General features: G+C 31.6%; 24 protein-coding genes and 1 other annotated feature. Of the genes, 5 read left to right on the top strand and 19 right to left on the bottom strand.

Features of this window, described 5'->3' with window-relative positions; translation table 11 throughout:
- Window positions 1–160 precede the first annotated feature (160 nt).
- Complete coding sequence (locus bsdtw1_RS05640) at window positions 161–925, bottom strand: DUF2087 domain-containing protein (RefSeq protein ID WP_183276630.1); 765 nt, start codon at window positions 923–925, stop codon at window positions 161–163.
- Window positions 926–1,252: 327 nt separating this feature from the next.
- Here bsdtw1_RS05640 and gloA2 point away from each other — a divergent pair, with 327 nt between their 5' ends.
- On the top strand, window positions 1,253–1,639 hold the full coding sequence (gloA2, locus tag bsdtw1_RS05635) for an SMU1112c/YaeR family gloxylase I-like metalloprotein (protein WP_183276629.1): 387 nt from the start codon (window positions 1,253–1,255) through the stop codon (window positions 1,637–1,639).
- 37 nt (window positions 1,640–1,676) lie between these two features.
- On the opposite strand, the gene nagZ is transcribed toward gloA2, so the two are convergent.
- The 15 genes from nagZ to trpE form a co-directional block, all read right to left on the bottom strand.
- Window positions 1,677–2,942, bottom strand: coding sequence for a beta-N-acetylhexosaminidase (nagZ, locus tag bsdtw1_RS05630; protein ID WP_183276628.1), 1,266 nt, complete (start codon window positions 2,940–2,942; stop codon window positions 1,677–1,679).
- A 14-nt stretch (window positions 2,943–2,956) separates the two neighbouring features.
- Complete coding sequence (locus bsdtw1_RS05625) at window positions 2,957–3,790, bottom strand: prephenate dehydrogenase (RefSeq protein WP_183276627.1); 834 nt, start codon at window positions 3,788–3,790, stop codon at window positions 2,957–2,959.
- Window positions 3,791–3,842: 52 nt separating this feature from the next.
- On the bottom strand, window positions 3,843–4,670 hold the full coding sequence (aroE, locus tag bsdtw1_RS05620; RefSeq protein WP_183276626.1) for a shikimate dehydrogenase: 828 nt from the start codon (window positions 4,668–4,670) through the stop codon (window positions 3,843–3,845).
- 19 nt (window positions 4,671–4,689) lie between these two features.
- Window positions 4,690–5,844 (bottom strand): chorismate mutase, encoded by a 1,155-nt coding sequence (locus bsdtw1_RS05615; RefSeq protein WP_183276625.1) that lies wholly within the window; start codon window positions 5,842–5,844, stop codon window positions 4,690–4,692.
- The gene (gene aroC / locus bsdtw1_RS05610) at window positions 5,844–6,926 is read right to left on the bottom strand and encodes a chorismate synthase (RefSeq protein ID WP_183276624.1); all 1,083 of its coding nucleotides are present in this window, start codon (window positions 6,924–6,926) and stop codon (window positions 5,844–5,846) included. The genes bsdtw1_RS05615 and aroC overlap by 1 nt, the downstream gene beginning before the upstream one ends.
- Window positions 6,907–8,184: a 3-phosphoshikimate 1-carboxyvinyltransferase gene (gene aroA / locus bsdtw1_RS05605; protein WP_183276623.1), complete on the bottom strand. Its 1,278-nt coding sequence runs from the start codon at window positions 8,182–8,184 to the stop codon at window positions 6,907–6,909. The genes aroC and aroA overlap by 20 nt, the downstream gene beginning before the upstream one ends.
- Complete coding sequence (gene aroB / locus bsdtw1_RS05600) at window positions 8,184–9,254, bottom strand: 3-dehydroquinate synthase (protein ID WP_183276622.1); 1,071 nt, start codon at window positions 9,252–9,254, stop codon at window positions 8,184–8,186. Before aroB ends, aroA begins: the two co-directional genes overlap by 1 nt.
- A gap of 22 nt (window positions 9,255–9,276) precedes the next feature.
- Window positions 9,277–10,293, bottom strand: a complete 1,017-nt coding sequence (gene aroF, locus bsdtw1_RS05595) for a 3-deoxy-7-phosphoheptulonate synthase (RefSeq protein WP_183276621.1) — start codon at window positions 10,291–10,293, stop codon at window positions 9,277–9,279.
- A 618-nt stretch (window positions 10,294–10,911) separates the two neighbouring features.
- Window positions 10,912–11,673, bottom strand: a complete 762-nt coding sequence (gene trpA, locus bsdtw1_RS05590) for a tryptophan synthase subunit alpha (RefSeq protein WP_205245270.1) — start codon at window positions 11,671–11,673, stop codon at window positions 10,912–10,914.
- Window positions 11,666–12,847 (bottom strand): tryptophan synthase subunit beta, encoded by a 1,182-nt coding sequence (gene trpB, locus bsdtw1_RS05585; RefSeq protein ID WP_210285747.1) that lies wholly within the window; start codon window positions 12,845–12,847, stop codon window positions 11,666–11,668. The genes trpA and trpB overlap by 8 nt, the downstream gene beginning before the upstream one ends.
- 19 nt (window positions 12,848–12,866) lie before the next feature.
- Window positions 12,867–13,487 carry a phosphoribosylanthranilate isomerase gene (locus tag bsdtw1_RS05580; RefSeq protein WP_183276620.1) on the bottom strand — a complete coding sequence of 207 codons (621 nt, stop codon included), beginning with the start codon at window positions 13,485–13,487 and terminating at the stop codon, window positions 12,867–12,869.
- A 1-nt stretch (window position 13,488) separates the two neighbouring features.
- On the bottom strand, window positions 13,489–14,271 hold the full coding sequence (gene trpC, locus bsdtw1_RS05575) for an indole-3-glycerol phosphate synthase TrpC (RefSeq protein ID WP_183276619.1): 783 nt from the start codon (window positions 14,269–14,271) through the stop codon (window positions 13,489–13,491).
- Window positions 14,268–15,287, bottom strand: coding sequence for an anthranilate phosphoribosyltransferase (gene trpD, locus bsdtw1_RS05570; RefSeq protein ID WP_183276618.1), 1,020 nt, complete (start codon window positions 15,285–15,287; stop codon window positions 14,268–14,270). The genes trpC and trpD overlap by 4 nt, the downstream gene beginning before the upstream one ends.
- Window positions 15,284–15,877, bottom strand: coding sequence for an anthranilate synthase component II (locus tag bsdtw1_RS05565; protein WP_183276617.1), 594 nt, complete (start codon window positions 15,875–15,877; stop codon window positions 15,284–15,286). The genes trpD and bsdtw1_RS05565 overlap by 4 nt, the downstream gene beginning before the upstream one ends.
- Window positions 15,874–17,430, bottom strand: coding sequence for an anthranilate synthase component I (gene trpE, locus bsdtw1_RS05560; RefSeq protein WP_183276616.1), 1,557 nt, complete (start codon window positions 17,428–17,430; stop codon window positions 15,874–15,876). The genes bsdtw1_RS05565 and trpE overlap by 4 nt, the downstream gene beginning before the upstream one ends.
- 252 nt (window positions 17,431–17,682) lie before the next feature.
- Window positions 17,683–17,913: a binding site (T-box leader), on the bottom strand.
- Between the two features lie 322 nt (window positions 17,914–18,235).
- Here trpE and yjeM point away from each other — a divergent pair.
- Both yjeM and ygiD read left to right on the top strand, forming a co-directional pair.
- Window positions 18,236–19,732, top strand: coding sequence for a glutamate/gamma-aminobutyrate family transporter YjeM (yjeM, locus tag bsdtw1_RS05555; protein ID WP_183276615.1), 1,497 nt, complete (start codon window positions 18,236–18,238; stop codon window positions 19,730–19,732).
- A gap of 386 nt (window positions 19,733–20,118) precedes the next feature.
- Window positions 20,119–20,895, top strand: a complete 777-nt coding sequence (gene ygiD, locus bsdtw1_RS05550) for a 4,5-DOPA-extradiol-dioxygenase (protein ID WP_183276614.1) — start codon at window positions 20,119–20,121, stop codon at window positions 20,893–20,895.
- 151 nt (window positions 20,896–21,046) lie between these two features.
- Here the strand turns inward: ygiD and bsdtw1_RS05545 are convergent, their stop codons facing one another.
- The gene (locus bsdtw1_RS05545) at window positions 21,047–21,373 is read right to left on the bottom strand and encodes a hypothetical protein (RefSeq protein WP_183276613.1); all 327 of its coding nucleotides are present in this window, start codon (window positions 21,371–21,373) and stop codon (window positions 21,047–21,049) included.
- 900 nt (window positions 21,374–22,273) lie between these two features.
- On the opposite strand from bsdtw1_RS05545, the gene trhA reads away from it, so the two are divergent.
- Window positions 22,274–22,915: a PAQR family membrane homeostasis protein TrhA gene (gene trhA / locus bsdtw1_RS05540; protein WP_183276612.1), complete on the top strand. Its 642-nt coding sequence runs from the start codon at window positions 22,274–22,276 to the stop codon at window positions 22,913–22,915.
- A 196-nt stretch (window positions 22,916–23,111) separates the two neighbouring features.
- Here trhA and bsdtw1_RS05535 read toward each other — a convergent pair whose 3' ends face one another.
- A complete protein-coding gene (locus bsdtw1_RS05535) occupies window positions 23,112–23,567 on the bottom strand; it encodes a GNAT family N-acetyltransferase (protein ID WP_183276611.1) in 456 nt (151 codons plus the stop codon).
- A 249-nt stretch (window positions 23,568–23,816) separates the two neighbouring features.
- Window positions 23,817–24,593, bottom strand: coding sequence for a peptidoglycan-binding protein (locus tag bsdtw1_RS05530; protein ID WP_183276610.1), 777 nt, complete (start codon window positions 24,591–24,593; stop codon window positions 23,817–23,819).
- 315 nt (window positions 24,594–24,908) lie between these two features.
- Between bsdtw1_RS05530 and bsdtw1_RS05525 the strand changes: the two genes are divergently transcribed.
- A complete protein-coding gene (locus tag bsdtw1_RS05525) occupies window positions 24,909–25,697 on the top strand; it encodes a lipid II flippase Amj family protein (protein WP_183276609.1) in 789 nt (262 codons plus the stop codon).
- Window positions 25,698–25,741: the final 44 nt, after the last annotated feature.

Genomic DNA, 25,741 nt, shown 5'->3' with positions numbered 1-25,741 from the left:
GGTTTAATCAGCATAAAAATTTTATATTTTCATTTACTGTAAAAAAGCACTGCGATAATTAAAATTATTGCAGTGCTTTTTAGTATTAATTCTTTGTTACTTTCTTTGAAATGTCAGATGTGGTGAAACCTTAGTTACACCACAGTATTTAAATACAACCTTATTCTTTAATCCAGTAATAGCTACAATCCTTTGTTCTATCAAAGAAACCATATTCTATAAGGTATCTTCTAAGTGTTGCATAATCATCAAATATTCTCATTAGTACTCTATTAACTTCTTTTTCTGTATATTTCTTATCTCTTGAAAAATTAGTTATTATCTCAGAAAGTATTGCTAGCTTTTTCTTCTCTTTAGAAGGAAAAACCTTTAAAGCACCGTTTTCATCAAAATAATTTTTTCTTATATCATTTCTCTCTTGTTCACTTATATTATATCTTTCATCTAAAGTAGTTGCTGAAAGATGTGCATTAACAAGTTTAGAACCATCCATTTCTTCATCCTCCTTTGAATTATTCTTCACAAGGTCCAAGATTGCAAGAAGAGACTTTGCTTGAAGTTCTTTTTCTTTTAATTTAAATCTATAACTCCTAACTGTAGATAAAGATAACCCCATACTTGCTCCGATTTCTTTATCACTTAGCCCTTGATAAGTAAGCTTTATAAAATCTCTCATATTCTCACTTAACCCTGTTATCTTCTTGTTTCTTTCTATAAGAAAATCAAACATATCACCATGTGCTTCTTCAATATGCATCTCACAGCATTTTTCTGCCTCATAGAATTCTTCATTAATCTTATAGATTCTTCCTTTTTCAAAGATATCTCCACAAATCAAGCATTTAAAGTGCTTTTTTCTATCGTCATAAAAATATCCTTTCTCTATTTCTTCCAATTCATAATCAAACAAGTAATCCTTTTCCATATTATCACCTCAATACTATTATATGCATCTCAGCATATTTTATCAACATAATTTAATTAAATTTATCATTTTATAAACATTATAACCTTATGTTTATAAATACAAAGGCACCCGCTTTAACTTTTTATAGCACCTACAATTATCTATTCATCTAAATAGATAAACTACTTCTACTTAAATTTATATTTCCAGATTTCCCTCTGAGAGCCATAAGGAGTTTTAAAAATAGATTTTGGATTAAGAGCTTCACCTTTATTTTGTATTTACATTGATTTGTTATATAATATATTGAGGTAAAAAAACATCATTAAAGGAGTCCTAGATATTATGAAAATTAATTCTGTTCATCATATAGCAATAATCTGCTCAGACTATGAAAAATCTAAAGATTTTTATGTTAATAAGCTTGGATTTACTATAGAAAGAGAAGTGTATAGAAAAGAAAGAGATTCATATAAGCTTGATCTCAATGTCAATGGAGTATACCAAATCGAGCTTTTTTCTTTTCCAAATTGTCCACCAAGACCTAGTTATCCTGAAGCAAGAGGCTTGAGACATCTATCTTTCGAGGTAGATAATATCGACGAGGCAGTTCTTGAATTAAAGGAGAAAGGTGTAGTTACAGAACCTATAAGAATTGATGAATTCACTAACAAACGTTTTACTTTCTTCGAAGATCCAGACAATCTTCCATTAGAAATATATGAAAAATAGCCTTTGAATTCCTCAAAGGCTATTTTTCATATTATACTTATTTCAAAACCGATATAATCTTATTATTTATATCTTGTATGTTATACTGCTCTTGCTTTTCTTCGCCTATTTTATACTTATCCTTTAGCTTTAATATCCTATATACCTTTTCATCAATTTGCTGTTCTGTTATTTCTTTATTATTAACTGCAGTCTTTATTGATTCAATAACAGTTTTTTCTTTATTGTAATCATGGCACACAAGGACTATGTCGCTTCCGGCTTTTAGAGAGGTTACCGCAGCTTTATTTATATCATAGTTTAATGTTATTGCTCCCATGGTCATGTCATCAGTTATTATAACTCCATTAAATCCAAGTTCTTTTCTAAGTAAATCTGATATTACTACTTTTGAGAGAGATGCTGGATATGTCTTATCAATGTTTGGCAATAAGATATGTGCAACCATAACCATGTCAGCTCCATTATCTATTGCTTCTTTAAAAGGTATAAGTTCAAAACTTCTCAATCTATTTATATCATTATTTACTGTTGGTAGCCCTTTGTGAGAATCCACTGAAGTGTCTCCATGACCTGGAAAGTGCTTAACTGCTGATATTATGTTTTTAGACTGAATTCCTTTCATTGTAGCAACTCCGAGTTTTGACACTAACTCAGAATTATTTCCAAAAGATCTATCACCTATAATAGGGTTTTTAGGGTTACTATTTATATCTAATACTGGTGCAAAATCCAGATTAAATCCTACTGAACTAACTTCTTCTCCTAAAATTCCCCCAACTTTTTTTGACAGTTCCTCATTATTCTTTTTACCTATAGTTCCACTACTAGGGAGCTTTTTGTATTCAGCAGGCATTCTTGAAACCCTGCCACCTTCTTCGTCTACTCCTAAGAATAGAGGTATACCTGTTCCATTTATATTTTTTAATGATTGACCCAAAGTCAATGCTTGGTTTTTACTACTTATATTTTCTTTAAAAAAGATTACTCCGCCAACATGGTAATTTTGTATAAGTTCCTTAGTATTATCATTTATCTCAGTACCTTCAATACCTACAATTGTAAGCTGACCTATTTTTTCATCCAAGGTTAAAGATTTTAATTTTTCCTTAATAGGATCTTTTTCCTCTATAGGTTTATTGATATTTGAACCATTATCACTAGATCCATTATTTATATCAGTTGGATTATTTCTCGAGAAAAACTTATCTAAATACAATTTTCCTCCACCAACATAGTATCCGCCTATAAAAGCTATTAAGATAACAAGTATAATTGTTAATATCACTAGGAACTTACGCATATTACACCACCATTCTAAAGTTTTTCTCTTCTCCTTGAAGATTCTTTAAATATTTCTATAAGTTTCTCTTTATCATTATTGACCAAGGATTTTTTTATATCCTCAAGTTTTACTTGAAAAACTTCAATGGTGCTTATTAAATTCTCTCTATTTGATAAAAAAAGTTCACTCCATAATTCTTCATTTATATTAGCTATCCTAGTAAGATCTCTGTAACTATCACCAATAAGTTCACCAGTTGGATATTTATCATCATCACTGTTTACTAATGCTACTGCCATAGCGTGCGGAAGCTGAGAAGTATATGCAACTATCTTATCATGTTCATAAGGATTTACTTTCTTTACGTTAGAAAATCCTATAGAATAAACTAAGTCTTCAACAATTTTAAGATTCTCAGCTTTATTATTATGGTGAGGTGTTAATATATAATTAGCCCCTTTAAACACCTCTGCTGATGCAAAATCAATTCCCCTTTTCTCTCTCCCTGCCATGGGATGACCAAATACAAAATCTACATTCTCTCCAACAGAGTCTAGTATATCATCTACCATTATTCCTTTAACTCCAGTAGCATCAGTAATGATTGCTCCCTTTTTAAAATACTGCTTATTGCTTTCGATAAATTTTAGTACAGACATTGGATATATACATAAAATAACTAAATCAGATATTTCTAAAGGTTCTTTCCCTTCTAAATATCCTTTTTTTATTATACCAAGGTTTTCAGCCTTATTTAATGTAGATATATCACTATCTATACCATATACTTCATGTTCCTCAAACGGCTTTAAAGCCTTTGCAAAAGAACCGCCTATAACACCTAGCCCCACTATAGTTATATTCATCTTCATCCCCCGATGTTCGAATTTAAATTAAGATATTTATTCTATAATAAATTTATTTATGCTTGTCTTGATTTAGAATCTCACTTAACTCTTTATAAAGTTCATCACCTATTTCATAGGATAACTTTTTATCAAGCCATATTTCTTCTGCCTTAATTCCTTGAGCTATAAGCATGTATAGTCCATCAACAGTTTTCTTTCCTAAGCTTTGAGCTCTTTTTAACAACTCCGTTTCTAAAGGATTATATACTATATCTACAACCGTATTGCACTTTTCAATTACTTCATCCTTTATAGGTGAATATCCAACCTTAGGAAACATACCAACTGGAGTTGTATTTACTATGATATCTATATCATTTCTCTCCTCAAGCTCAGAATAGCTTATACAATTATTATTAGGATATTTTCCAGCTGCTAAAATTTTATCCCTTGAAACTAAATATATATTCTTCGCTTTTTGATCTGTTATATACTGAACCACTGCCTTAGAAGCTCCACCAGTTCCAAGTACTGCGACAACTTTATCCTTCACATCCACGTCATTTCTTAGCAGTAACTCTCCAAAACCAAAATAATCAGTGTTATATCCTATTGTTCTATCTTCTTCTATTTTTATGGTATTAATAGCCCCTATATTCCTAGCTTCTTCTGAAATATAATCTAACTGCTCCATAAGTATCTCTTTATACGGTATTGTTACATTAACACCGTTAATACCTAGAACTTTTAAAGATTCTACAGTCATACTTATATTTTTCTGCCTTATCTCATATAAGGAAAAGCTAGCGTTTAAATTAAGTTTTTCAAATACTTTTCTATGAATTTGAGGAGAAAGACTATGTGATAGTTTTTCCCCAATTAAACCATATGCATTCATTTCCCCACACCATAGACTCTTAATTACAGACGTCTAATTCCCTTCTATATACTCCTAAAAGTTTGAAATACGAACTGCTTTTTTCAAAGGATTCTAATAAATCTTTTACTACTATATCTTTTATATTCCCTTCAAAATCTATATAAAAGAAATACTTCCACGGTTCCTTTGCTATAGGTCTAGATTCTATTTTAATCATATTAAGATTATTTACTGAGAACCATTTTAGTGCATTAAAAAGCGCTCCTGCCTTATTTTCCACTGCAAAAACCACTGATATTTTATTGTTTGAAGAATTGTTTATTATATTCTTTCCAACAATAATAAATCTTGTAAAGTTATCTTCTTCATTACTTATCCCTTCTTTAATTACAGAAAGATTAAAGATATCTGCTGCTCTTTTAGATGCTATTGCTCCCTTTTCTTTTATACCTTCTTTACTTACATGTTCTGCACTTATTGCAGTATTAAAATAAGGTATAGACTTTACATCCTTAAGATTATTTAGGTACACACTGCATTGCTCAAAGCCTTGAGGATGTGAATATATCTCTCTTAGATCTTCTTCCTTTGCACCTTCTATCCCTAAAAGATGGTGTTCTATTTTTATACACTTCTCAGCAACTATAAAGAATCCATATTTTCTTAAAAGATCATATACTTCCTTAACTGCTCCAGTAGATGAATTTTCAATTGGAAGTACTCCAAAATCAATCTCGTTCTTATTCAAAGCCTCAAATACATCTTCAAACCTTTCATAGTTTGATGTCTTATGCTTATCTCCAAAGAAACTTAAAAGAGCCTCTTCTGAGTAAGATCCATTTACCCCTTGATATCCTAGTCTTAAATCTTTTTCTTTATAAAAAGGTTTTTCTTCATTAATATAGCTGCTACTTGCCTCACCTTTAGAAAGTTCAACTGACTGATATTTTTTACTTATATCCATCATTGATAATATAAACTCTCTTGCAAAAGGCTTTAAAGAATCATCTTCAATACGAGAAACATTTTTCTCAATTACTTGGTCTTCTCTATTTCCATTATATATAGGAAGATTATTCTCTTTCTTATATCTTGCTACCTTAGTTACAACTTCCATACGTTCTTGAAATAGTTCTATTATCTTCTTATCTATATCATCTATGGATTTTCTATACTGCTCAATATCACCCATTAAAATTCTCCTTCCATAAGGTCAAGTAGTGCTAGTGCTGCAATAGCTTCTATAACCACTACAGCTCTAGGCACTATACATGGATCATGTCTTCCTTCAATCTGCAACTTAGTATCTTCTTTATTTTCAATATCTACTGTATCTTGGTATTTTATTATAGAAGCGGTTGGCTTTATTGCAACATTAAATAATATAGGCATTCCATTAGTTAGCCCTCCTAAAATCCCACCGTTATTATTAGTCTTCGTAGCAACTTTTTCACCTTCATAATAGTATGAATCATTTGCTTCAGAACCTTTAAGTTTTGTAAGATCAAAACCTTTTCCAAACTCAATTCCTTTAACAGCAGGTACCGAAAAGGCAAGATGAGCAATTGTACTTTCAACTGAATCGAAGAACGGATCACCAACTCCTACATTTACTCCTGTTATAGCGCATTGTACTATCCCTCCAACGGAATCCCCTTCCATTTTCGCTGATAGAATCCTATGCTCCATAAGTGCTTTTTTATTATCATCTATTATAGGAAGATCTTTTTCTTTAATCGACTCTAAAATGCTGCTCTCAATATTTAAAGGATTAAACTCTATATCCTCAATATCTGCAATTGATTTTATATGAGCTCCTATATTTATACCTTTTTCTTTTAAAATGGATTTTGCTATAGCTCCTGCAAATACTAAAGGTGCAGTTATTCTACCTGAGAAGTGTCCTCCACCTCTATAATCATTGAAACCTTTATATTTTATTGAGGCTGGATAATCAGAATGGCTTGGTCTCATTACACTTTTTAGCTTGCTATAGTCTTTAGATCTGGTATCATTATTTCTTATTATTCCACATAGAGGTGCTCCAGTGGTTTTTCCATTGAATATACCACTTAGTATTTCAACCTTATCTTCTTCTTTTCTTGCTGTAGTTAAATTACTATTACCTGGAGCTCTTCTTTTCATATCTTTATAAATTTCTTCTTCATCTATATCTTTTCCAACAGGAAGCCCACTGATATTAATACCAATAGCTCCTCCATGAGATTCTCCAAAGATGGATATATTTATATTATTACCCCATACTCCACTCATCTATTTCGCCCCCTAAAGCTTTATAATCCTTCCAAAAACCTGGGTATGACTTTCTTACGCATTCTGGATCTTCAATTATAACTGGCTTTTCACATCTAGTTGCAGCTATTGCTAGGCTCATCGCAATTCGATGATCTTTGAAAGAACTAACTTCTCCTCCCGTAAGCTTTTCTACGCCTTCAATTACCATATAATCAGTACCTTCTTCTACTTTAGCCCCTAATTTATTTAATTCAGAAGATATAGCACTTAATCTATCACATTCTTTTATCCTTAATCGACCTGCATTAATTATCCTAGTAGTTCCTTTAGCCAAAGCTGCAGCTACTGTTATTACAGGAATTATATCAGGACATTGTGCTGCATCTATTGTAGTCCCAACTAACTTTTCAACTGACAAAGAAACCTTTTTATCTGAAGCATTTATATTAGCTCCCATTCTGCTAAGTATATCTAATACTTCTTTATCTCCTTGAAGACTTTGGAGATTTAACTTAGAAAGCTCCACTGAATTTCCGAGTGAACTAGCAACGAGATAAAAGGCAGCTTGAGAGAAATCGCCTTCAACTTCATAATTTGTAGCTTTATACGATTGATTTCCTTCTATTATAAATTCTTTATAATCATTATTTATAATTTCTATGCCGAATCTTTTCATCATCTCTAAAGTTAAATCAATATATCCTTTTGACTCTAATTTTGTTGTAATAATAATCCTTGAAGTTCCTTTTAGAAGAGGGAGAGTGAATAGCAATCCACTAATAAATTGAGAGCTTATATCACCTTTAATATAGAACTCACCACTTTCCAGTTCTCCTTTTACAGATAAGCAAAGTTCTCCTTCTTTATTACTCCACTTTATCCCTTGTTCATCAAATATCTCATAATAAGGCTTAAGCGGCCTTTTTCCTAGATTACCTTTACCTACAAAAGTTATATTATTTTCTTTTATAAGGAATATCGGTACAATAAATCTTAAAGTAGAGCCTGATTCATTACAGTCAATTATGGCACCTGTTTCGGCTTCAAGCTCTCCCCCTTTAACTTTCACCCAATTGTCGCCTTTTTCAAACTTAGCCCCTAGCTTTTCTATAGCACTTAAAGTTGCCACTATGTCATCTGAAAAATCAACATTAGTAATTAAACTTTCTTCTTTACTTAAAGCCGCACATATTATAGCTCTATGAGCCATGCTCTTAGATGGCGGAATGTTTATATTCCCACTTATTGGCTTGGGTTTTATCTGTATCTTATTCATCATCTTTCCTCCAAGTCTAAGTCTTCAAATATATTTAAAGTTGTTTTATGAATCTTACTTTTACCAATCACATCTAATAAAATTATATTTAAGCTACCATTTAAATTTTTCTTATCACGGTTTATTGTAGATAGTAAATCACCAATCTTTAGGTTATCCACTTTCCATGGAATATTATACTTTACTAAGATATCCTTTATCATTTTTGAAGTACCTACCTTTGTCAAGCCTTTATTCTCGCCGAGCTTACATATATAATACATCCCTATAGCCACTGCTTCACCATGAGTATAAACATCAAAATCAAAATATTTCTCTATAGCATGCCCTAAAGTATGACCGAAGTTTAAAAGCATTCTGTCCCCTTTATCCTTCTCGTCTCTTTCAACAAAATCCCTTTTTATATCAACACATCTATAGATTATCTCTTCTATGTGTTCTAAAAGCTCAGCCTTATCTTTAAATTCTAGAAGCTCTGAAAATAAATTTTCATCTCTAATTGCTCCATATTTTATAACCTCAGCTAGACCATCATAGAAAAACTTATCTGACAATGTATTTAACACTGTAGGATCTATGAGTACTTGTAACGGGTGATAAAAGTTTCCTACTAAGTTCTTTCCACTTTCCAAATCAACTGCAACTTTACCACCTACTGAAGAATCAACTTGAGCTAAAAGTGATGTAGGAATTTGAACAAATTCAATTCCTCTAAGGTAGGTGGAGGCTACAAAGCCTGCCAAATCCCCTATTACTCCTCCACCTAATGCAATTATAAGATCACTTCTTGTTATACTAAGATCAGAAAGCTTATTATAAATTCCTAAAAGACTTGAAAATCCCTTTGTTTTTTCACCTGGTTCAAGCACTATATTTTCAACTGAAAAACTGCTGTGTTCTAAGGATTTCTTTAGTGATTCTCCATAATACTTAAATACATTTTCATCGGTTATAACTACAATTTTTCTCCCTTTGAACACTTTACTAATCTGTTCTCCAGCTTTAGCTAGAATACCTTTTTCTATTACTATTTCATATGAATTATTGGTTAAATTAACTGTTAAATTCATAGTGATCTCCCTTAAAAGCTTTCTATTTTATTTCTCTACCCACAGCAGTTGCTATATTTCTAAGATCCTTTACTAAGTTTTCGAATACTTCTGGCTTAATTGATTGTTGTCCGTCACATAATGCATTAGCAGGATCATTATGAACTTCTATTATTAAACCATCCGCACCTACTGCAACAGCAGCCTTTGATAGAGGTTCAACCATCCACCACATTCCTGCAGCATGACTTGGATCCACTATTACTGGTAGATGACTTAATTTCTTTATTGCTGGAATTGCACTTAAATCTAAAGTATTTCTTGTGTAGGTTTCAAAAGTTCTTATGCCTCTTTCGCATAATATAACTTTTTCATTTCCTCCAGCCATTATATATTCAGCTGACATAAGAAGCTCTTCTATAGTAGCTGATAATCCTCTTTTTAATAATATCGGTTTATCTAATTTTCCAAGTTCTTTCAATAAGTCGAAGTTCTGCATATTTCTTGCTCCAACTTGTATTACATCTACATCTCTTGCAAATCTATCAAGCTGGCTTGTTGACATTATTTCAGTTACTATTGGAAGTCCTGTGTTTTTTCTTGCTACTTGTAATAAATCCAATCCATCCATTCCAAGTCCTTGGAAGCTGTATGGTGATGTTCTTGGTTTGAAAGCACCGCCCCTTAGCATTTTCGCACCAGTTTCTTTCACATTCTTAGCTATTTCAGTTATTTGATCTTCTGTCTCTACAGAACATGGTCCTGCGATTAAACATATATTTTTTCCACCTATTTCTGCATCCCCGATCTTTATTACTGTATCTTCTGGATGGAATAGTCTATTTGCTTTTTTGTAAGGTTCCTGTACGTGCATAACTTTCTCCACATTTCTATTAGCTTCTATTTTTCTAGGATCAATCTTTGTAGTATCTCCTATAAGTCCTATGATGCTCTTTTCTGATCCTTCTGATAAGTGAACATTAACCCCAAGTTTTTCAATCTCACCCATCAATTTTTGTACCTCTTCTTTTGGTGTTTTGTGTTTTAAAATAATAATCATAATATATAGCCCCTTTCAAAATTAATTATATATAAAATCTCTAAGTCAGAAACTTAGAATCTTTTAGCACATTTAAAACTTACTTTTCACTTTTATAATTAAAAATTGTAAATCTAATAAAACATCTGAGTTATCTAAAATTTTGATAATTTGTAATTGATAAAGAGTAAAAAAAATAAGGCTCAACCTAATGAGCCTTATTTTTTACCGATTTATAATATTTCCAACATTGGATTTATTAAGCTAACTCATTAGAGAAACTTTTATTCGATTGCAGAACAAGTAACCAGCGTTATAAAAATAACCCCAGCTAAAAAAGTAAAAAAAGCTATTTACTTGTTCTAATCTTTCTCTAATTTTGCTATTCATAATTACCTCCATCGGAATTTTAATCTATCAATTTATAAAAGCATAATCCTTTATTTTCTATTTGTCAACCTCAGAAAACATTTTCAACCTATATTTTTAGAAAATTTTTAATATATTTTTTATTATACGCTATATATTTAAAGATGTACCAGTTCGAACTGAAATACATTTTCAAAACTCTTCTATGGTCTGAGAGGAAAATTTGAAAATATGAACTTTATTTCGAAGTGGTACATCCATATGCATAAATCAGCCTAAGGCTGCTACAATTTTTTCGATACTTTTGTAATCCTCAGCATTAACTAATTCCATAACCTTGCTTCCAATTACAACTCCATCACAAAATTCAGAGATTTGTTTTGTTTGCTCAGGAGTAGATATGCCAAAACCAGCTAGCACAGGAAGCTTTGATACTTCTTTTGCTTGCTTTAGGAATCTCATAGTATCATCGTTAAAACTTTTTCTAGCACCAGTTACCCCTGCTACAGTAACTGCGTACAAAAATCCGCTTCCTGCTGAAGAAAGCTTTTCTATTCTATCTTCACCACTAGTTATAGCACATAGCGGTATTAAGCTTATATTTTTCCCCTCTATATTGGGAAGTACAAAATCAAATTCTTCTAAAGGAAGATCAGGAATTATAATTCCATCAACCTTTACTTCTTCCATATCCCTAAAGAAGTTCTCAATACCATAATTTATTATTGGATTAAGATAAGTCATTATGATTAGTGGAACTGAAGTCTCCTCTCTAACCTCCTTTATCATATTAAAAATTACTTTTAAATTCACTCCATTTGCAATAGCCCTGTTGCCAGCTTCTTGTATCCTATCCCCATCAGCTACTGCATCAGAAAAAGGAACTCCAATCTCTATGGCAGCCGCACCTATCTCAGCTAACTTCACTATGGTTTTCTTAGTATAATCAATAGACTTATCTCCACACATTATATAGGGCACAAAAGCTTTTTTATTTTCTTCTATAAGCTTATCTATTACTTCTCTAATCAACTAGGTTCACCCCCAAAATCTCACTTACTCTTTCAACATCTTTATCTCCTCTACCAGATAAGCAAACTACAATAACTTTGTCCTTTCCATAATCTTTGGCAACCTTAACGGTATGAGCTATAGCATGGGCGCTTTCCATAGCAGGAATTATTCCTTCTAACTTTGTTAGAAGTTTAAAGCCTTCTAAAGCCTCATTGTCATCAATATAAGAATATTTTGCTCTTTCAATATCTTTAAGGTAGCAATGTTCTGGACCAACTCCAGGATAGTCTAGACCAGCAGATATTGAATATGCTTCTTGTATTTGACCACTCCTATTTTGAAGAATATACATCATACTTCCGTGAAGTACTCCTACTTCCCCTTTTGTTATAGTGGCAGCATGTCTTTCAGTTTCAACTCCTTCTCCAGCAGCCTCAACTCCTATAAGTTCTACAGATTGATCCTTTATGAAAGGATAGAAGATTCCCATAGAGTTGCTTCCTCCACCAACACACGCAACAACTGCATCTGGTAGTTTCCCCTCTATGTCTATAATTTGTTTTTTAGTTTCATTTCCAATAACACTTTGAAAATCCCTAACTATCATTGGGAAAGGATGCGGACCAAGTACCGATCCCATTACGTAATGAGTATCAAATACATTACTAACCCAGTACTTGAGTGCTTCGTTCACTGCATCCTTTAATGTCTTAGTACCACTTTTTGCTGGTATTACCTCCGCACCGAGCATCTTCATTCTAAAAACATTAAGTTTTTGTCTCTCGATATCTTCTTCTCCCATAAAAATTTTACATTCAAGGCCAAACAGTGCTGCCGCAGTAGCAGTTGCAACACCATGCTGTCCAGCACCAGTCTCTGCAACAACCTTTTTCTTTCCCATCCTTTTTGCCAGTATCACTTGTCCTATAGTATTGTTAATCTTATGTGCACCAGTATGATTTAAATCTTCTCTTTTTAAGTAAATTTTTGCTCCACCACAGTAATCTGTAAGATTTTTTGCAAAATATAATGGTGTTTCTCTTCCTACATAATCTTTTAAATAGTACTCAACTTCTTTTTTGAATTCCTCATCATCTTTATATCTTAAATAAGCTTCTTCTAATTCAATTACTGAATTCATAAGGGTTTCAGGGATAAATCTCCCACCATATGGTCCAAAGTGTCCTCTTATATCTGGCATAACATAATCTTTAATTTCCTTCAAAATCTCTCACCTTCCTTATAAACGCTTCAATCTTATCTAAATCTTTTACTCTATTTGTTTCAACTCCGCTACTAACATCCACCATAAAAGGTGTTACAGCTTTGATTCCTTCAACCACATTTGATGGGTTCAGTCCACCAGCCAGTATAATTCGCTTTCTTATATCCTCAGGCACATAATTTATTACATTCCAATCAAAAATCTTTCCTATCATATCTCCAGTAAAGTCTTTTGGTGAATCTACTAGATACCCAAAACAATCATATTTCTTCATCCTATCAAAATCATTTTCGTTTGACTTAAAAGCTTTTATAAATGGAGATTTAATTTGTTTACAATAATCTATATCCTCTTCCCCATGTAACTGAACCACATCTAAGCCGCAGAAATCTCTGATTTGTCGCACCTCTTCTATGGTATTATCCATAAAAACACCTATCTTCAAGATATTTTTAGGAAGTGAAGTAATTATGCCCTTTGCATCCTCAGGCGTTATCTTTCTAATGCTTTTACAAAAGACAAATCCTAAAGCATCTGCGCCTAATTCACTACAAAATCTAGCAGTTTTTAAGTCTCTTATTCCACACACTTTTATTAATGTTGACATACTAATCTCCACCTCCTTTAAAACTTGTTAACAATTCCTTGAAATTACTTGAGGTAACAAAGGCTTCTCCAACGAGAATTCCTCTTATTCCATATGCCTTAACCTTGTTTATTTTTTCTATGCAATCAAAGCCACTTTCTGAAATCACATAGCTTTCAGGGAAATCCATTTTTGTTTTTAATGTTATAGTTGTATTTATATCAACTTTAAAACTTTTTAAATTTCTATTATTAATTCCAATGAGCTTAGGCTTTAGTTCTAGAATCTTATCTAAATCTTCTTCATCATGAATTTCAACTAAAGGTTCAAGACCAAGCTTCACAGCCTCATGATATAATTCTTTAAGTTTTTCCTTTGAATTTATAGCAGCAATTAAGAGAACTAAGTCAGCGCCAATACTTAAGCTTTGCTGTAATTGCACTGAATCTATTATAAAATCCTTCCTAAGTATAGGGATATCTACAGCTTCCCCTACATCAACGATGTCCTGCTCATTTCCCTTAAAAAAATGTCTTTCTGTCAGAACCGAGATACAATCTGCCCCAGCTTCTACATACTCTAAGGCTCTAAGCTTTGGATTAAGCAGAGTATTTAAGTCCCCTTTTGAGGGTGAGGCTTTTTTAATCTCACTTATGACTTTAAAATCATCACTATTTTTTAATTCCTCTATAAATGAATGAAAAGCTCGCTTTCTTTCAGGAAAATCACAATCCTTGTACTGAAGCTTCAAAGTTTCAACTTCAAGCTCTTTTACACGAAGTATTTCTTCTAAAAAATTTTTCATATTCTGTTACTCTCCTTTATAAGCTTTTCAAGCTTTTCTTTTGCTTTCCCCGAATCTATTACTTCTTTTGCCATCTCAATTCCTAAAGCAATATCGTTACAGACTCCACTAGCCATTAGTCCAAGAGCAGAATTAAAAACCACAGCCTCTCTATAATAATTTTTTTCACCATTTAATATAGACATGGTTATCTTACTGTTTTCTTTTGCATCTCCACCGGTTAACTTGTCTAAACTTACTGTATCCAAACCGAAGCTACTGCTATTAATAACCATTTCTTTCACATGTCCATCAGCCAAAAATGCACAATAATTGTCTCCATCTAAAGTTCCTTCATCCAGTCTATTATCACCATTTATCACTAAAGCCCTACTCTTTCCAAGCAATTTTAATGCTTCACAAAGGTCCTTAACTAAATCTTTCTTATATACACCTATAAGTTGATTGTTTGGATTTAGAGGATTTGTCAGAGGTCCGAGTATGTTATAAACTGTTGGGATTCCAAGTGCTCGTCTTACTTTCATAACATATTTCATTCTTGGGTGCATTGCCGGTGCATATAAAAATGCTATACCAACTTCCTCCATAAGTCGTTTTACATTTTCTTTTGATAGTTCTATCTTTACTCCTAGCTCTGAAAGAAGATCTGCGCTACCACATTTACTAGAAATCGATCTATTTCCATGTTTAGCAACCCTTACACCTGCTCCAGCTAATATAAAAGCTGAAGTTGTACTGATATTAAAGCTATTAGAAAAATCCCCTCCGGTGCCGCAATTATCGAAGGAATCCTTAAAATCAAAATCTATGCTAGAAAGTTCTCTCATTGCTTTAGCCATACCTGCTATTTCTTGTGGCTTTTCCCCCTTTGTTTTTAGTGCTGCAAGAAAAGCTCCGATTTCACTTTCTTCTGCATCTCCACTTAATATATATTTGTTAGCGTCAAAAGCTTCTTCCATAGTCAATTGTTCATTTAAAGTGACCTTCTTAAGAGCAGCTTGAAAATTTGATTTCATACTACTTCCCTCCTTAAACTATTTTTTATTTCAATAAAGTTTGCCAGAAGTTTTTTCCCCATAGGTGTGAAAATGGATTCTGGATGAAACTGTATACCATAAACAGGATATTTAACATGCTTTACTGCCATTATTTCTTCATCATCAATAGAAGTAGCTATAACTTTTAATTCTTTACTAAGTGACGCCTTATCTATAACCAATGAATGATACCTCATAACCTTAGTTGGACATTGTATGTCTTTAAACAAATCATTGTTTTCATGATAAATTTCCGAACTTTTTCCATGCATTACTTTTTTTGCTTTAATAATTGTTCCTCCGAAAACCTGTCCTATGCTTTGATGTCCCAGGCAAATGCCTAATATAGGTGTATTCTTATAATTTCCACTTATTATATCTAAAGAGTTTCCTGCATCCTTTGGATAACCTGGACCAGGAGAAATTATAATAGCCTCTGGAGACAGCCGCTTTATGTCATCCGATGTTATCTTATCGTTTCTGTAAACTTCAACCTCTTCACCAAGTTCACTTAAATACTGATAAACGTTATACGTAAAGGAATCATAATTATCAATTAAAATAATCATTTTATAACCTCCAAAACACCAAGTGCTTTATTGTAGCTTTCTTCGTATTCTAGTTCTGGAATAGAATCATAAACTATCCCTGCACCAGCTTGAACATATCCTTTTCCGTCTTTTAGCACCACTGTTCTAATTGCTATACAGGTGTCCATATCTCCGTTGAAAGAAAAATATCCTATTGCACCTGCATAAACTGTTCTTTTTTCTTTTTCAAGCTCTTCTATTATCTCCATAGCCCTTATTTTAGGTGCTCCTGATAAAGTTCCTGCCGGTAAACAAAACTTCAAGGCATCAAATGCTTTATTATCATCCTTCAATATTCCTGTGACCTTCGAAACAATGTGCATAATCTTTGAATACATCTCAATATCCATAAGCCTTTCCACTTTAACAGTTCCAATCTTGCTTATTCTACCTATGTCATTTCTTGCCAAGTCCACTAGCATCAAATGCTCTGCCACTTCTTTTTCATCTTTAAGAAGGTCTTCTCTTATTTTTTCATCCTCATGTATATTAGCTCCTCTCTTCCTAGTTCCAGCTATGGGCATAGTGGTAACCACCTCTCCCTTTACTGTGACTAGACTTTCCGGAGATGACCCTACTATTTGAAAGCTATCGTAATCTATAAAAAACATATAAGGCGAAGGGTTCTTACTTCGTAATTTTCTATATATCTTAAATGGGTCTTCATTAAAATTGCAGCTAAATCTCTGCGAAACAACTATCTGAAAAGCATCTCCATTTTCTATATATTTTTTTGCGTCACTTACCATCTTTACAAACTCTTCTTTTGAAGTGTTTGAACTTATTTCTTTGTTAGAAGCTTCAGCTTCAATTGCATTAGTTTTGTTATAAGAACATATTCTTTCTTTCATCTGTAACAGGTTATTTTCTGCTTCATCGTAATTTATTTTTTCGTTATTTAAAACTATTTGATGGATTGAAACTGTTTTATCATAGTGGTCATAAACTACGAACTTTTTGTAGAACATTAGATAAGCTTCTGGAAGACCTAAAGGATCATTATTCGAATTCGATATGCACTCATATTGTTTTATAACATCGTATCCTACATAGCCTACTGCACCACCCTGGAATGGTATTGTACTCTCATTCTTATAATTTACTTTCTCAATGAATCTCTGCACTTGGTCTAGTATTCTACCATTAATCCTTGTAGTGATCCCTTTTTCTAAAATTTTAGTTTCTAATCCTTTGCTGCTAATCTCAGCATATGGCTCAATTCCTATAAAGCTATATCTTCCTTTTTCCTCATCAAAAATCGAACTCTCCAGAAGGAACATCTTCTCTCTTCTTAAGGAATAAAATATAGAAATTGGTGTAGTTTCATCACCATGAAATTTTAGATTTAGATCTATGGAATATCCTCTCTCTCTAAGATAATCGAACTGATTTTTTGTATAATTAAAAATATTAATCACCTCACTCTTAAAATTAAGCACAGCTTTTTTCTGAATATTCAAAAAACTATTTTTAGTAATACTTATTAAAGGTATAAGATTAATTGAATTTAACTCTTGTACCCCTTTAACCATATTCAGTTGTAAATCACTTTTTTAATTATTAAAGATATCTTTATCAAGGAATTAATATAGATGTACCACTTCGAACCGAAATCTATTTTTAAAACTCTCACGGCTTCTGGTGAGAGAATTTAAAAATAATATATTTTATTACGAAGTGGTACATCCATATATTGACTGGACAACTGCTATATAGATGTGCAGAACGACTGATTTAACAAGTATTAAGAAAACAAAAAGTCCTCTACATGCAAATAAATGCATATAGAGGACGATATAATCGCGGTGCCACCTCAATTTACTTAATTAAAAGTAATCTCTTAATCAGATACATAATAATATCCTATCCCTGTAACGTGAGAACACGTGTCACCTACTATAATTTTCGGTTCCCTCTCGTAAGTCCATTCAGCTTATATCCAAATACTGCATTTCACCACCGCAGCTCTCTGTAATTCTTTCTATACGCTTACTACTCTTACTCATCGATTTAATACTTTATGAATTTATTATAGTGAAGCACCCTTATTTTGTAAATAGTTTTTTTTAAGTTTTTTCTATTTATTTAATAAAATTTATGTCTTTTGCTAAAAATAATGTAATTATTTAATACAATATTACTTTTATTATTTCCTTGTTAAATCTTTAGTAATTTTATTGTAACTTAATAAGCATTTAATCAGTTGTTCTAGTTATTGATTTTGTTACATGACGATATATAATGTTATGTGCAATATATAAAAATATGAATCATTATCTTTAAAATCAGTTTATTCAAAAATAATACTTATTTTAAATGTTTCACGGAGGGAGAAAAATGGAAACTAATAAAAAGAAAAAATTAACATTGGTATCATTAGTATTAATGATTTTCACATCAGTTTTTGGCTTTGCAAATATGCCAAGATCTTTTTATCTTATGGGGTATAGTGCAATTCCTTGGTACATAGTATCTGCAATAGCTTTCTTTATACCATTCGCTTTTATGATGGCAGAGTATGGCGCTGCATTCAAAAGTGAAAAAGGTGGAATATATTCTTGGATGGAGAAATCAGTTGGTCCAAGATACGCTTTTATAGGAACCTTCATGTGGTATGCTTCTTACGTTGTTTGGATGGTTAACATCTGTTCGGTAATTTGGATTCCACTTTCAAACATGATTTTCGGTAAAGATACTACAGCCACTTGGTCAATACTTGGACTTAACTCTACTCAAACCCTAGGATTAATGGGAGTAGCATGGATTTTAGTAGTTACCTTTACAGCTTCAAAAGGACTAGAAAAAATAACTAAGATAACTTCAATTGGAGGAACTGCGGTAGCTCTATTAAATATAGTATTACTTATAGGAGCTGTTATAGTTCTAATTGTTAACGGAGGACATGTAGCTGAATCTGTTAAATCTGGTTCTGCATTCTTCGCATCTCCAAATCCTTCATATCAATCATCTATATCTATATTATCATTCTTAGTATTTGCAATATTTGCATATGGTGGTATTGAGGTAGTTGGAGGATTAGTTGATGAAACTGAAAATGCTGAGGTTACTTTCCCTAAAGGTATAACAATTGCAGCTATAATCATCGCTATTGGTTATTCTTTAGGAATATTCTTATGTGGAATCTTTACAAATTGGCAAGATGTTCTTTCAGTAAAAGGCGTTCATATGGGAAATGTAGCTTATGTTGTTATGAAAAACTTAGGTTATCAGTTAGGTCTTGGCTTCCATTTAAGCGAAGCAGCTTCACTACAATTAGGTGCTTGGGTTGCTAGATTTGTTGGATTCTCTATGTTCCTTGCTTTAACTGGTGCATTCTTCACATTATCATATGCTCCACTAAAACAAATCATTGAAGGAACCCCAGCAAAATTATGGCCTGGAAAAATGAGTAAGGTTGAAAATGGTATACCTAAAAATGCAATGTGGGTTCAATGTGTTATAGTTATTGTCTTCGTTTTATTAGTATCTTTCGGAGGAGAAGGCGCAGCAAAATTCTTTACTAAGCTTGTACTAATGACAAATGTAGCTATGACTCTACCATACTTATTTATATCAGGGGCTTTCGCCTCATTTAAGAAGAAAACTGAAATTAATAAGCCTTTTGAAGTTTTCAAAAGCAATACAACTGCATTAATAGCCACAATATTAGTTACTTTCACAGTTGGATTTGCTAACTTCTTTACAATAATAGAACCTGCTACAAACGGTGATTGGTCATCTACTCTTTGGATGATTGGCGGACCAGTTTTCTTTACAATAGTAGCAATAGTTATGTATTGGAGATATGAGCAAAAGGTTAAAAACGATAGATAGTCCATATAGTTTATTTTCATAATAAAAAACTCGCTGAAACAAGGATATGCTCCCTTTATAATAGACAGTTAAAATAATAAAACTGTCTATATAGAGGACATATGAATCTTGTTCAACGAGTTTTTTCACATTTTCCTCTTAGAATAAGTTTTGTTTTTTGCCATATGTATCTCTAAACTCAGAAAATTAAATGTTACTACCATTCTAACCCTACCTAATAATTTCTTTTATCTATAAATATAATTATAATTATAACGATATACATAAACTTCACTTGTTAACAAATTATTTTTTTTAAAAGTGTTGCAATTTTCATCAGATAATTATATTATATATAAAAAAGTAACTAACTAATTTAAAATAACAATTAGATTGGAGATATATTTATGAATAAAAGATTACCAGCTCTTTTTATAGGACATGGAAGTCCTATGAATGCTATAGAAAATAACGATTATACTGAAATGCTAAAAAAACTTGGTGAAACAATTGAAAAACCAAAAGCTATATTAGTAATATCAGCACATTGGCTTACTGATGGAAGTTATATAGATGTACAGGATGAACCTAGACAAATATATGATTTTTATGGGTTTCCAGACGAACTTTATCAATTAGAATACAAACCTACTGGGGTGAAGGATTACGCGCAAATTGCCTATGAAAGCTTAAAAAATTTCGGAGTTAAGTCTACTAATCAGTGGGGATTAGACCATGGCGCTTGGGCTATTTTAAAGCATTTATATCCTAACGCGGATATTCCAGCCTTTCAATTAAGTTTAAATCACAACTTCACTCCAGAAGAGCATTATAAATTGGGATTAAAGCTAAAAAAACTTAGGGATCAAGGTTTCTTAATTTTAGGAAGTGGAAACATAGTTCACAATTTAAGAAAAATTAAATTTGATTCTGATGCTAACCCTTTTGATTGGGCTATAGAATTTGATGGCTATATAGCAAAAGCATTAACTGATAATGATCATGATGCTCTTATAAATTATAAAAATCAGGGTCTTATAGAAAAGTTATCGCTACCAACTGATGAACATTATCTTCCACTGCTATATATAGCAGCTCTCAAAGAAGATGATGAGAAAGTAAGCTTTTTGTATGAAGGGATAGAATTAGGGTCATTGTCAATGAGGAGCTTTATGATTTCGTAATTACTAGTTTTAGCTAGTACTAAAACTTTGCAATGTTCTATAAAATAAAAATAGATGTACCACTTAGTTCGTTTATAATAACTAAAACTATTGTTTTATATCAATAGACTCTAATTATTATAAAAAATAATAAAGTTGGTACATCTATAAATTATTTTATTCCGCTTATTTTTCCTTTTAATGCTTTCATACGTCCATTTACGTAATTAAGAAGTTCATTCTTGTTTTCCTTTATTTCAGCAGGAGCATTAGAAACTATTGTTATTATATCTAGCTTATTTGCTTTAACCTTTTGAGCAATTTCATATGCTAAATATCTATTTTTTACACTCCAGTAAGCATTATTAAATTCGTCAACCTGTCTTCTATTATAGTAACCTTTCTCTATACCAAACTGGAACAAATCTGCAGCTGCTTCCAATTCTTCTAAATCTTCAGCTTCTAAAGTTTCATTAATTAGCGATTGAAATGTTTTCATTCTAGCACCCCTCTTTAGTGAGATATTCTTATTTTAAACCTATATAGATTTTATATACCGGATTTTATTAGTATATTACCAGTAAAAAATATTTAAATAGGATAAGATTCTACTATTTCACTTATAATATAAAATTTTTACCACCTCTATAATACATTATAATGGTATATTAAATCAAATAAAGTTATTAAAAAATTACTATAAAATTATTATTCCCATTTCAAAATTAATATTTATATATATTTTGTGATATAATTTTAATATATAAGTTTCAATAAATATATTGCTTTAATATGAAATATGATAAAAAATAATTAAAATTTTGAAATATAAATTATAGAATTGGGGTAAAATTGTATTATTGATATAATATGTATCCTGTAACAACTATTCATTTAAGTGATTTATCTTTAATTTATATTATTATCAATTTATTTATTTAGTGAATATTATAGCTTATAAAGTTTTTAACATATAGATGAACCATTTCATAATTAAATTTATATTTTCAAATTCTCCTCTTAGAACCCAGCGGAGTTTTGAAAATTGATTTCGGATTGAAGTGTTTCATCTTTAGATGAACCACTTCATAATTAAACTTATATTTTCAAATTCTCCTCTTAGAACCCAGCGGAGTTTTGAAAATTGATTTCGGATTGAAGTGTTTCATCTTTAGATGAACCACTTCATAATTAAACTTATATTTTCAAATTCGCCTCTCAGAACCCAGCGGAGTTTTGAAAATTGATTTCGGATTGAAGTGTTTCATCTTTAGATGAACCACTTCATAATTAAACTTATATTTTCAAATTCGCCTCTCAGAACCCAGAGGAGTTTTGAAAATTGATTTCGGATTGAAGTGTTTCATCTTTATCAATCATCTCAAATAAAGGAGTAATTATGGAAGATAACTTTTACACCAAAAAAGAAGAAATAATGAATTCTGTAACTCACGGAATTGGAACAGCTTTAGCAATAGCTGCTTTAGTAATTGCTGTTGTTTTTGCAGCAATATACGGAACTGTATGGCATGTAGTTAGCTATTCAATTTATGGTTCAACCTTAGTCATATTATATCTAGAGTCAACCTTATATCATAGCTTACCAGGAAAAAATGTAAAGAGACTATTTAGAAAGTTTGACCATATGTCAATATTCATTCTAATAGCAGGAAGCTATACCCCATTCTGTCTTACTGCATTAAGAGGGGTTGTAGGCTGGACAATTTTCGGTATTGTATGGGGCTGTACTGTGTTAGGAATAACCCTTAAGGCATTTTATACCGGAAAACGTGAGGTGCTTTCTACTGTTCTGTACGTTGTTATGGGATGGCTTATCATGTTTGCTATAAAACCACTTTACATGTCTATGCCATTTTACGGTTTTCTATTTTTAGTTTTAGGCGGGGTATCATATACCGTGGGAGCGTTCTTCTTCATAAAGGACTCGATAAAGTACAATCATGCTATATGGCACCTTTTTGTGATAGCTGGAAGTGTATTCCACTTCTTCTCTATAATGAGTTTATTACATTTAAGATAAATGTGACTTTTTAAACTAAGAGATAACTTTTAAATTTACAAACATATGATATTGTACTCAATTATTAATACTTTAACATATGTAAATAAAGTTTTAACGTAACTTCCAAGGATAATAAAATAAGTTTCTAGAAATTTTGTAATAAAAAAAACAAGGTGAATCAGAACTAAACTTATTCTAAAATTCACCTTGTTTTTTATTCCTTAACATATTCTAAAATAATTCTTCTTTTCTTAAATCCGTATTTATTATAAAAGTTAATTACATCTTCATTTCCTGCCGCAACAGTAATAATCTTCTTCCTTACCTTATTGCTTTCCATCCAACTTAAAGATTTCTTTAAAAGTTCATCACCTAAGCCTAATTTTCTAGCCTCTTGTTTTATAAACAAAGAATCAATTTCTCCTACTAATTCACTGTCTATCGTACTTATGCAATATGCAATATGTTTATTACTGGAATCAGCAATAATATCTATATGCATAAGTTTCGAAACCATTAGTTTTTTCTTTCTTTCCTCAAATGTAAAACTTATGTATTGTTCTTCAAAATCCTTGGACTTTTCCTTATGATATTCATTCAGCATCTGCCATAAAGGTCTTACTAAATCTAGTAATTCTACTCCACCACTTATAAATTTAAATTCGCTCATATCCTCCATATCAAAAGATTTCATTTTTCAATTTCATCTTTTGAATATTCTCCTTATAATTATTATTTGTTTAACCCAAAAATACAACCTCGGTAATCATAATTATACCAATAATTGTCTCCTTAGCAATATTAGTAAATGTCTTAAAGTTTTCTTTTAACTTTTATCAACCATCTTATTTTAGTAAAAGTCAACTGACTAAGATCTAAGATAAAAAGTAGTCTTAGTCAGCTGTTTATTTAATCTGCTTTATTTAATAACTGCAGAACAAAGCTTATAATATAACTTTCTTTGTTCTATTCCGTTATAGCCTCCGTTTACTCTTACAGTTATCTCTTCTACTGTAGCTCCTTTATCGCAAAGTTCATTCATATAATTTGAATACCACCAGAATCCTGCACTTGTCCATGGATAATTTTGAGCTACATAGTCTACGCCTTCCATAACTCTAGGGTCATTAATATCCTCTGAAAATCTCTTATAGTTATCAAAACCAGTAAGCTGAATATAACCTGCGCCTTTGTACTTTGGCCCATCACCAGCATATCGATTACCTAGACTTGCTCTATACTCATAGGCTAATCCACTTCCTATCTCTTTGGTATATAACCCCAAACCAGACTCATAACTACATTGAGTTATAAAGTGCCTTATTCTTTGTAACGTAGTAATCTCATATCTGCCTAAACATCTATTTAAGTCCTCTACCATGGAATCTGTAACGTTCTTCCATCCTATCTCTCTTAACTGTTGGCCAGTTACGTATATTTGCAAATCACCAAACTGTGATTTATCACTGTATTTAGTGTTATGATTTAATATAGCTTTATCTATTGCATATTCTGTATTAACTCCTACAACTCCGTCTACTATCAGTTCATAATCCTTTTGAAACTGCAAGACAGCATTATAAGTAGCCTTTCCAAAATCGCCATCTGCACCTGAAGTACCTAGATTATAGCCCAAAGCTATAAGATTTTCTTGTAGTATAGTTACCTCTTCTCCAGTGCTACCAAGCTTAATCATACTTTCATAACTCCTTATAAAAAGCTTTGTAGTATATTTTATTTTTTAATATGTAATTTGATACTATTATATAAAAACTTTCCATATTATCTTCGATTAAATCCAAATGAATTTTTTGTAAATAAAGAAAATAAAAATAATCAAATCTTACCAAACAGTTAATATATTGTAAATAATACTAAGCGCTTGAATACATCTTTTTACACTATGATATAATTTGTAAATAGTGTAAGCTAAAAAACACTAAACAACTCCATGCAACAACTGATTTTTCTTTGATTTAACATATTAGAATAGTTTAAGGAGTAGCTTTTTATGCTCAATAAATACATCATCTTAATAGTTGCAACATTAATAATTCACTTTATTGATACGTTATCATATTCAGTAAGACTAAATTCAGTGAAGAGTGGAAACTTCGCTCTATCAACTTCTTTATTTAACTTAATTGTATTAATTTCCCGAACAGCTAACACCTTTCAAGGTCCGCTAATCGGACATATCATTGATGATAGTGTAAGAAGTAAATATGATCCAATTAATAATATCAGAGGAGTAATACTAGCAGCTTCGGGCGGTACTATTCTTGCTATTATATTAATCCCTACCTTCTTAAAGCTATTTGAGATTGGTATGAAAAAACTCGAAGTTACTGGTTCTGTACCAAGTTTAGTTATTCAATCGCTCAGTATCAGCAATATAAAAAGGATAGCTAAAAACACCATTAAGCCTAAGAAGTCCATGATCAAAAATCTCAGATATAAAAATATACCTAAGAGACTCCTCCTACTAAATGCTTTAATAACTGGAGTATATACAGTAGGTGTACTTGCTGCTAATTATGCTTCTTTTATGGTACCAGGTAAAGCCAATGCTATTGTTCAATCTTCAGGTCTTATAAATGGTATTGCCTCCATACTTCTAACATTATTTATTGATCCAAAATCAGCTATAATTACTGACGAAGCTTATAGGGGAAAAAGAGAATATGGTGATGTAAAGGCTCTAGTTATAATGCTAATAGGAACAAAGCTTCTTGGCACTTTACTCGGTCAACTTCTTCTTGTACCATCTGCTAAATTATTAGCTTTTATATACCAATAAAGATAAAAACCATATGTCTTAAGTTAACTTAAGACATATGGTTT

This window comes from Clostridium fungisolvens (assembly GCF_014193895.1).
GTDB classification, from domain to species: domain Bacteria; phylum Bacillota; class Clostridia; order Clostridiales; family Clostridiaceae; genus Clostridium_AR; species Clostridium_AR fungisolvens.
Note: the sequence above shows the minus strand (reverse complement) of the source record. Positions and strands in the feature narration are given on the sequence as shown.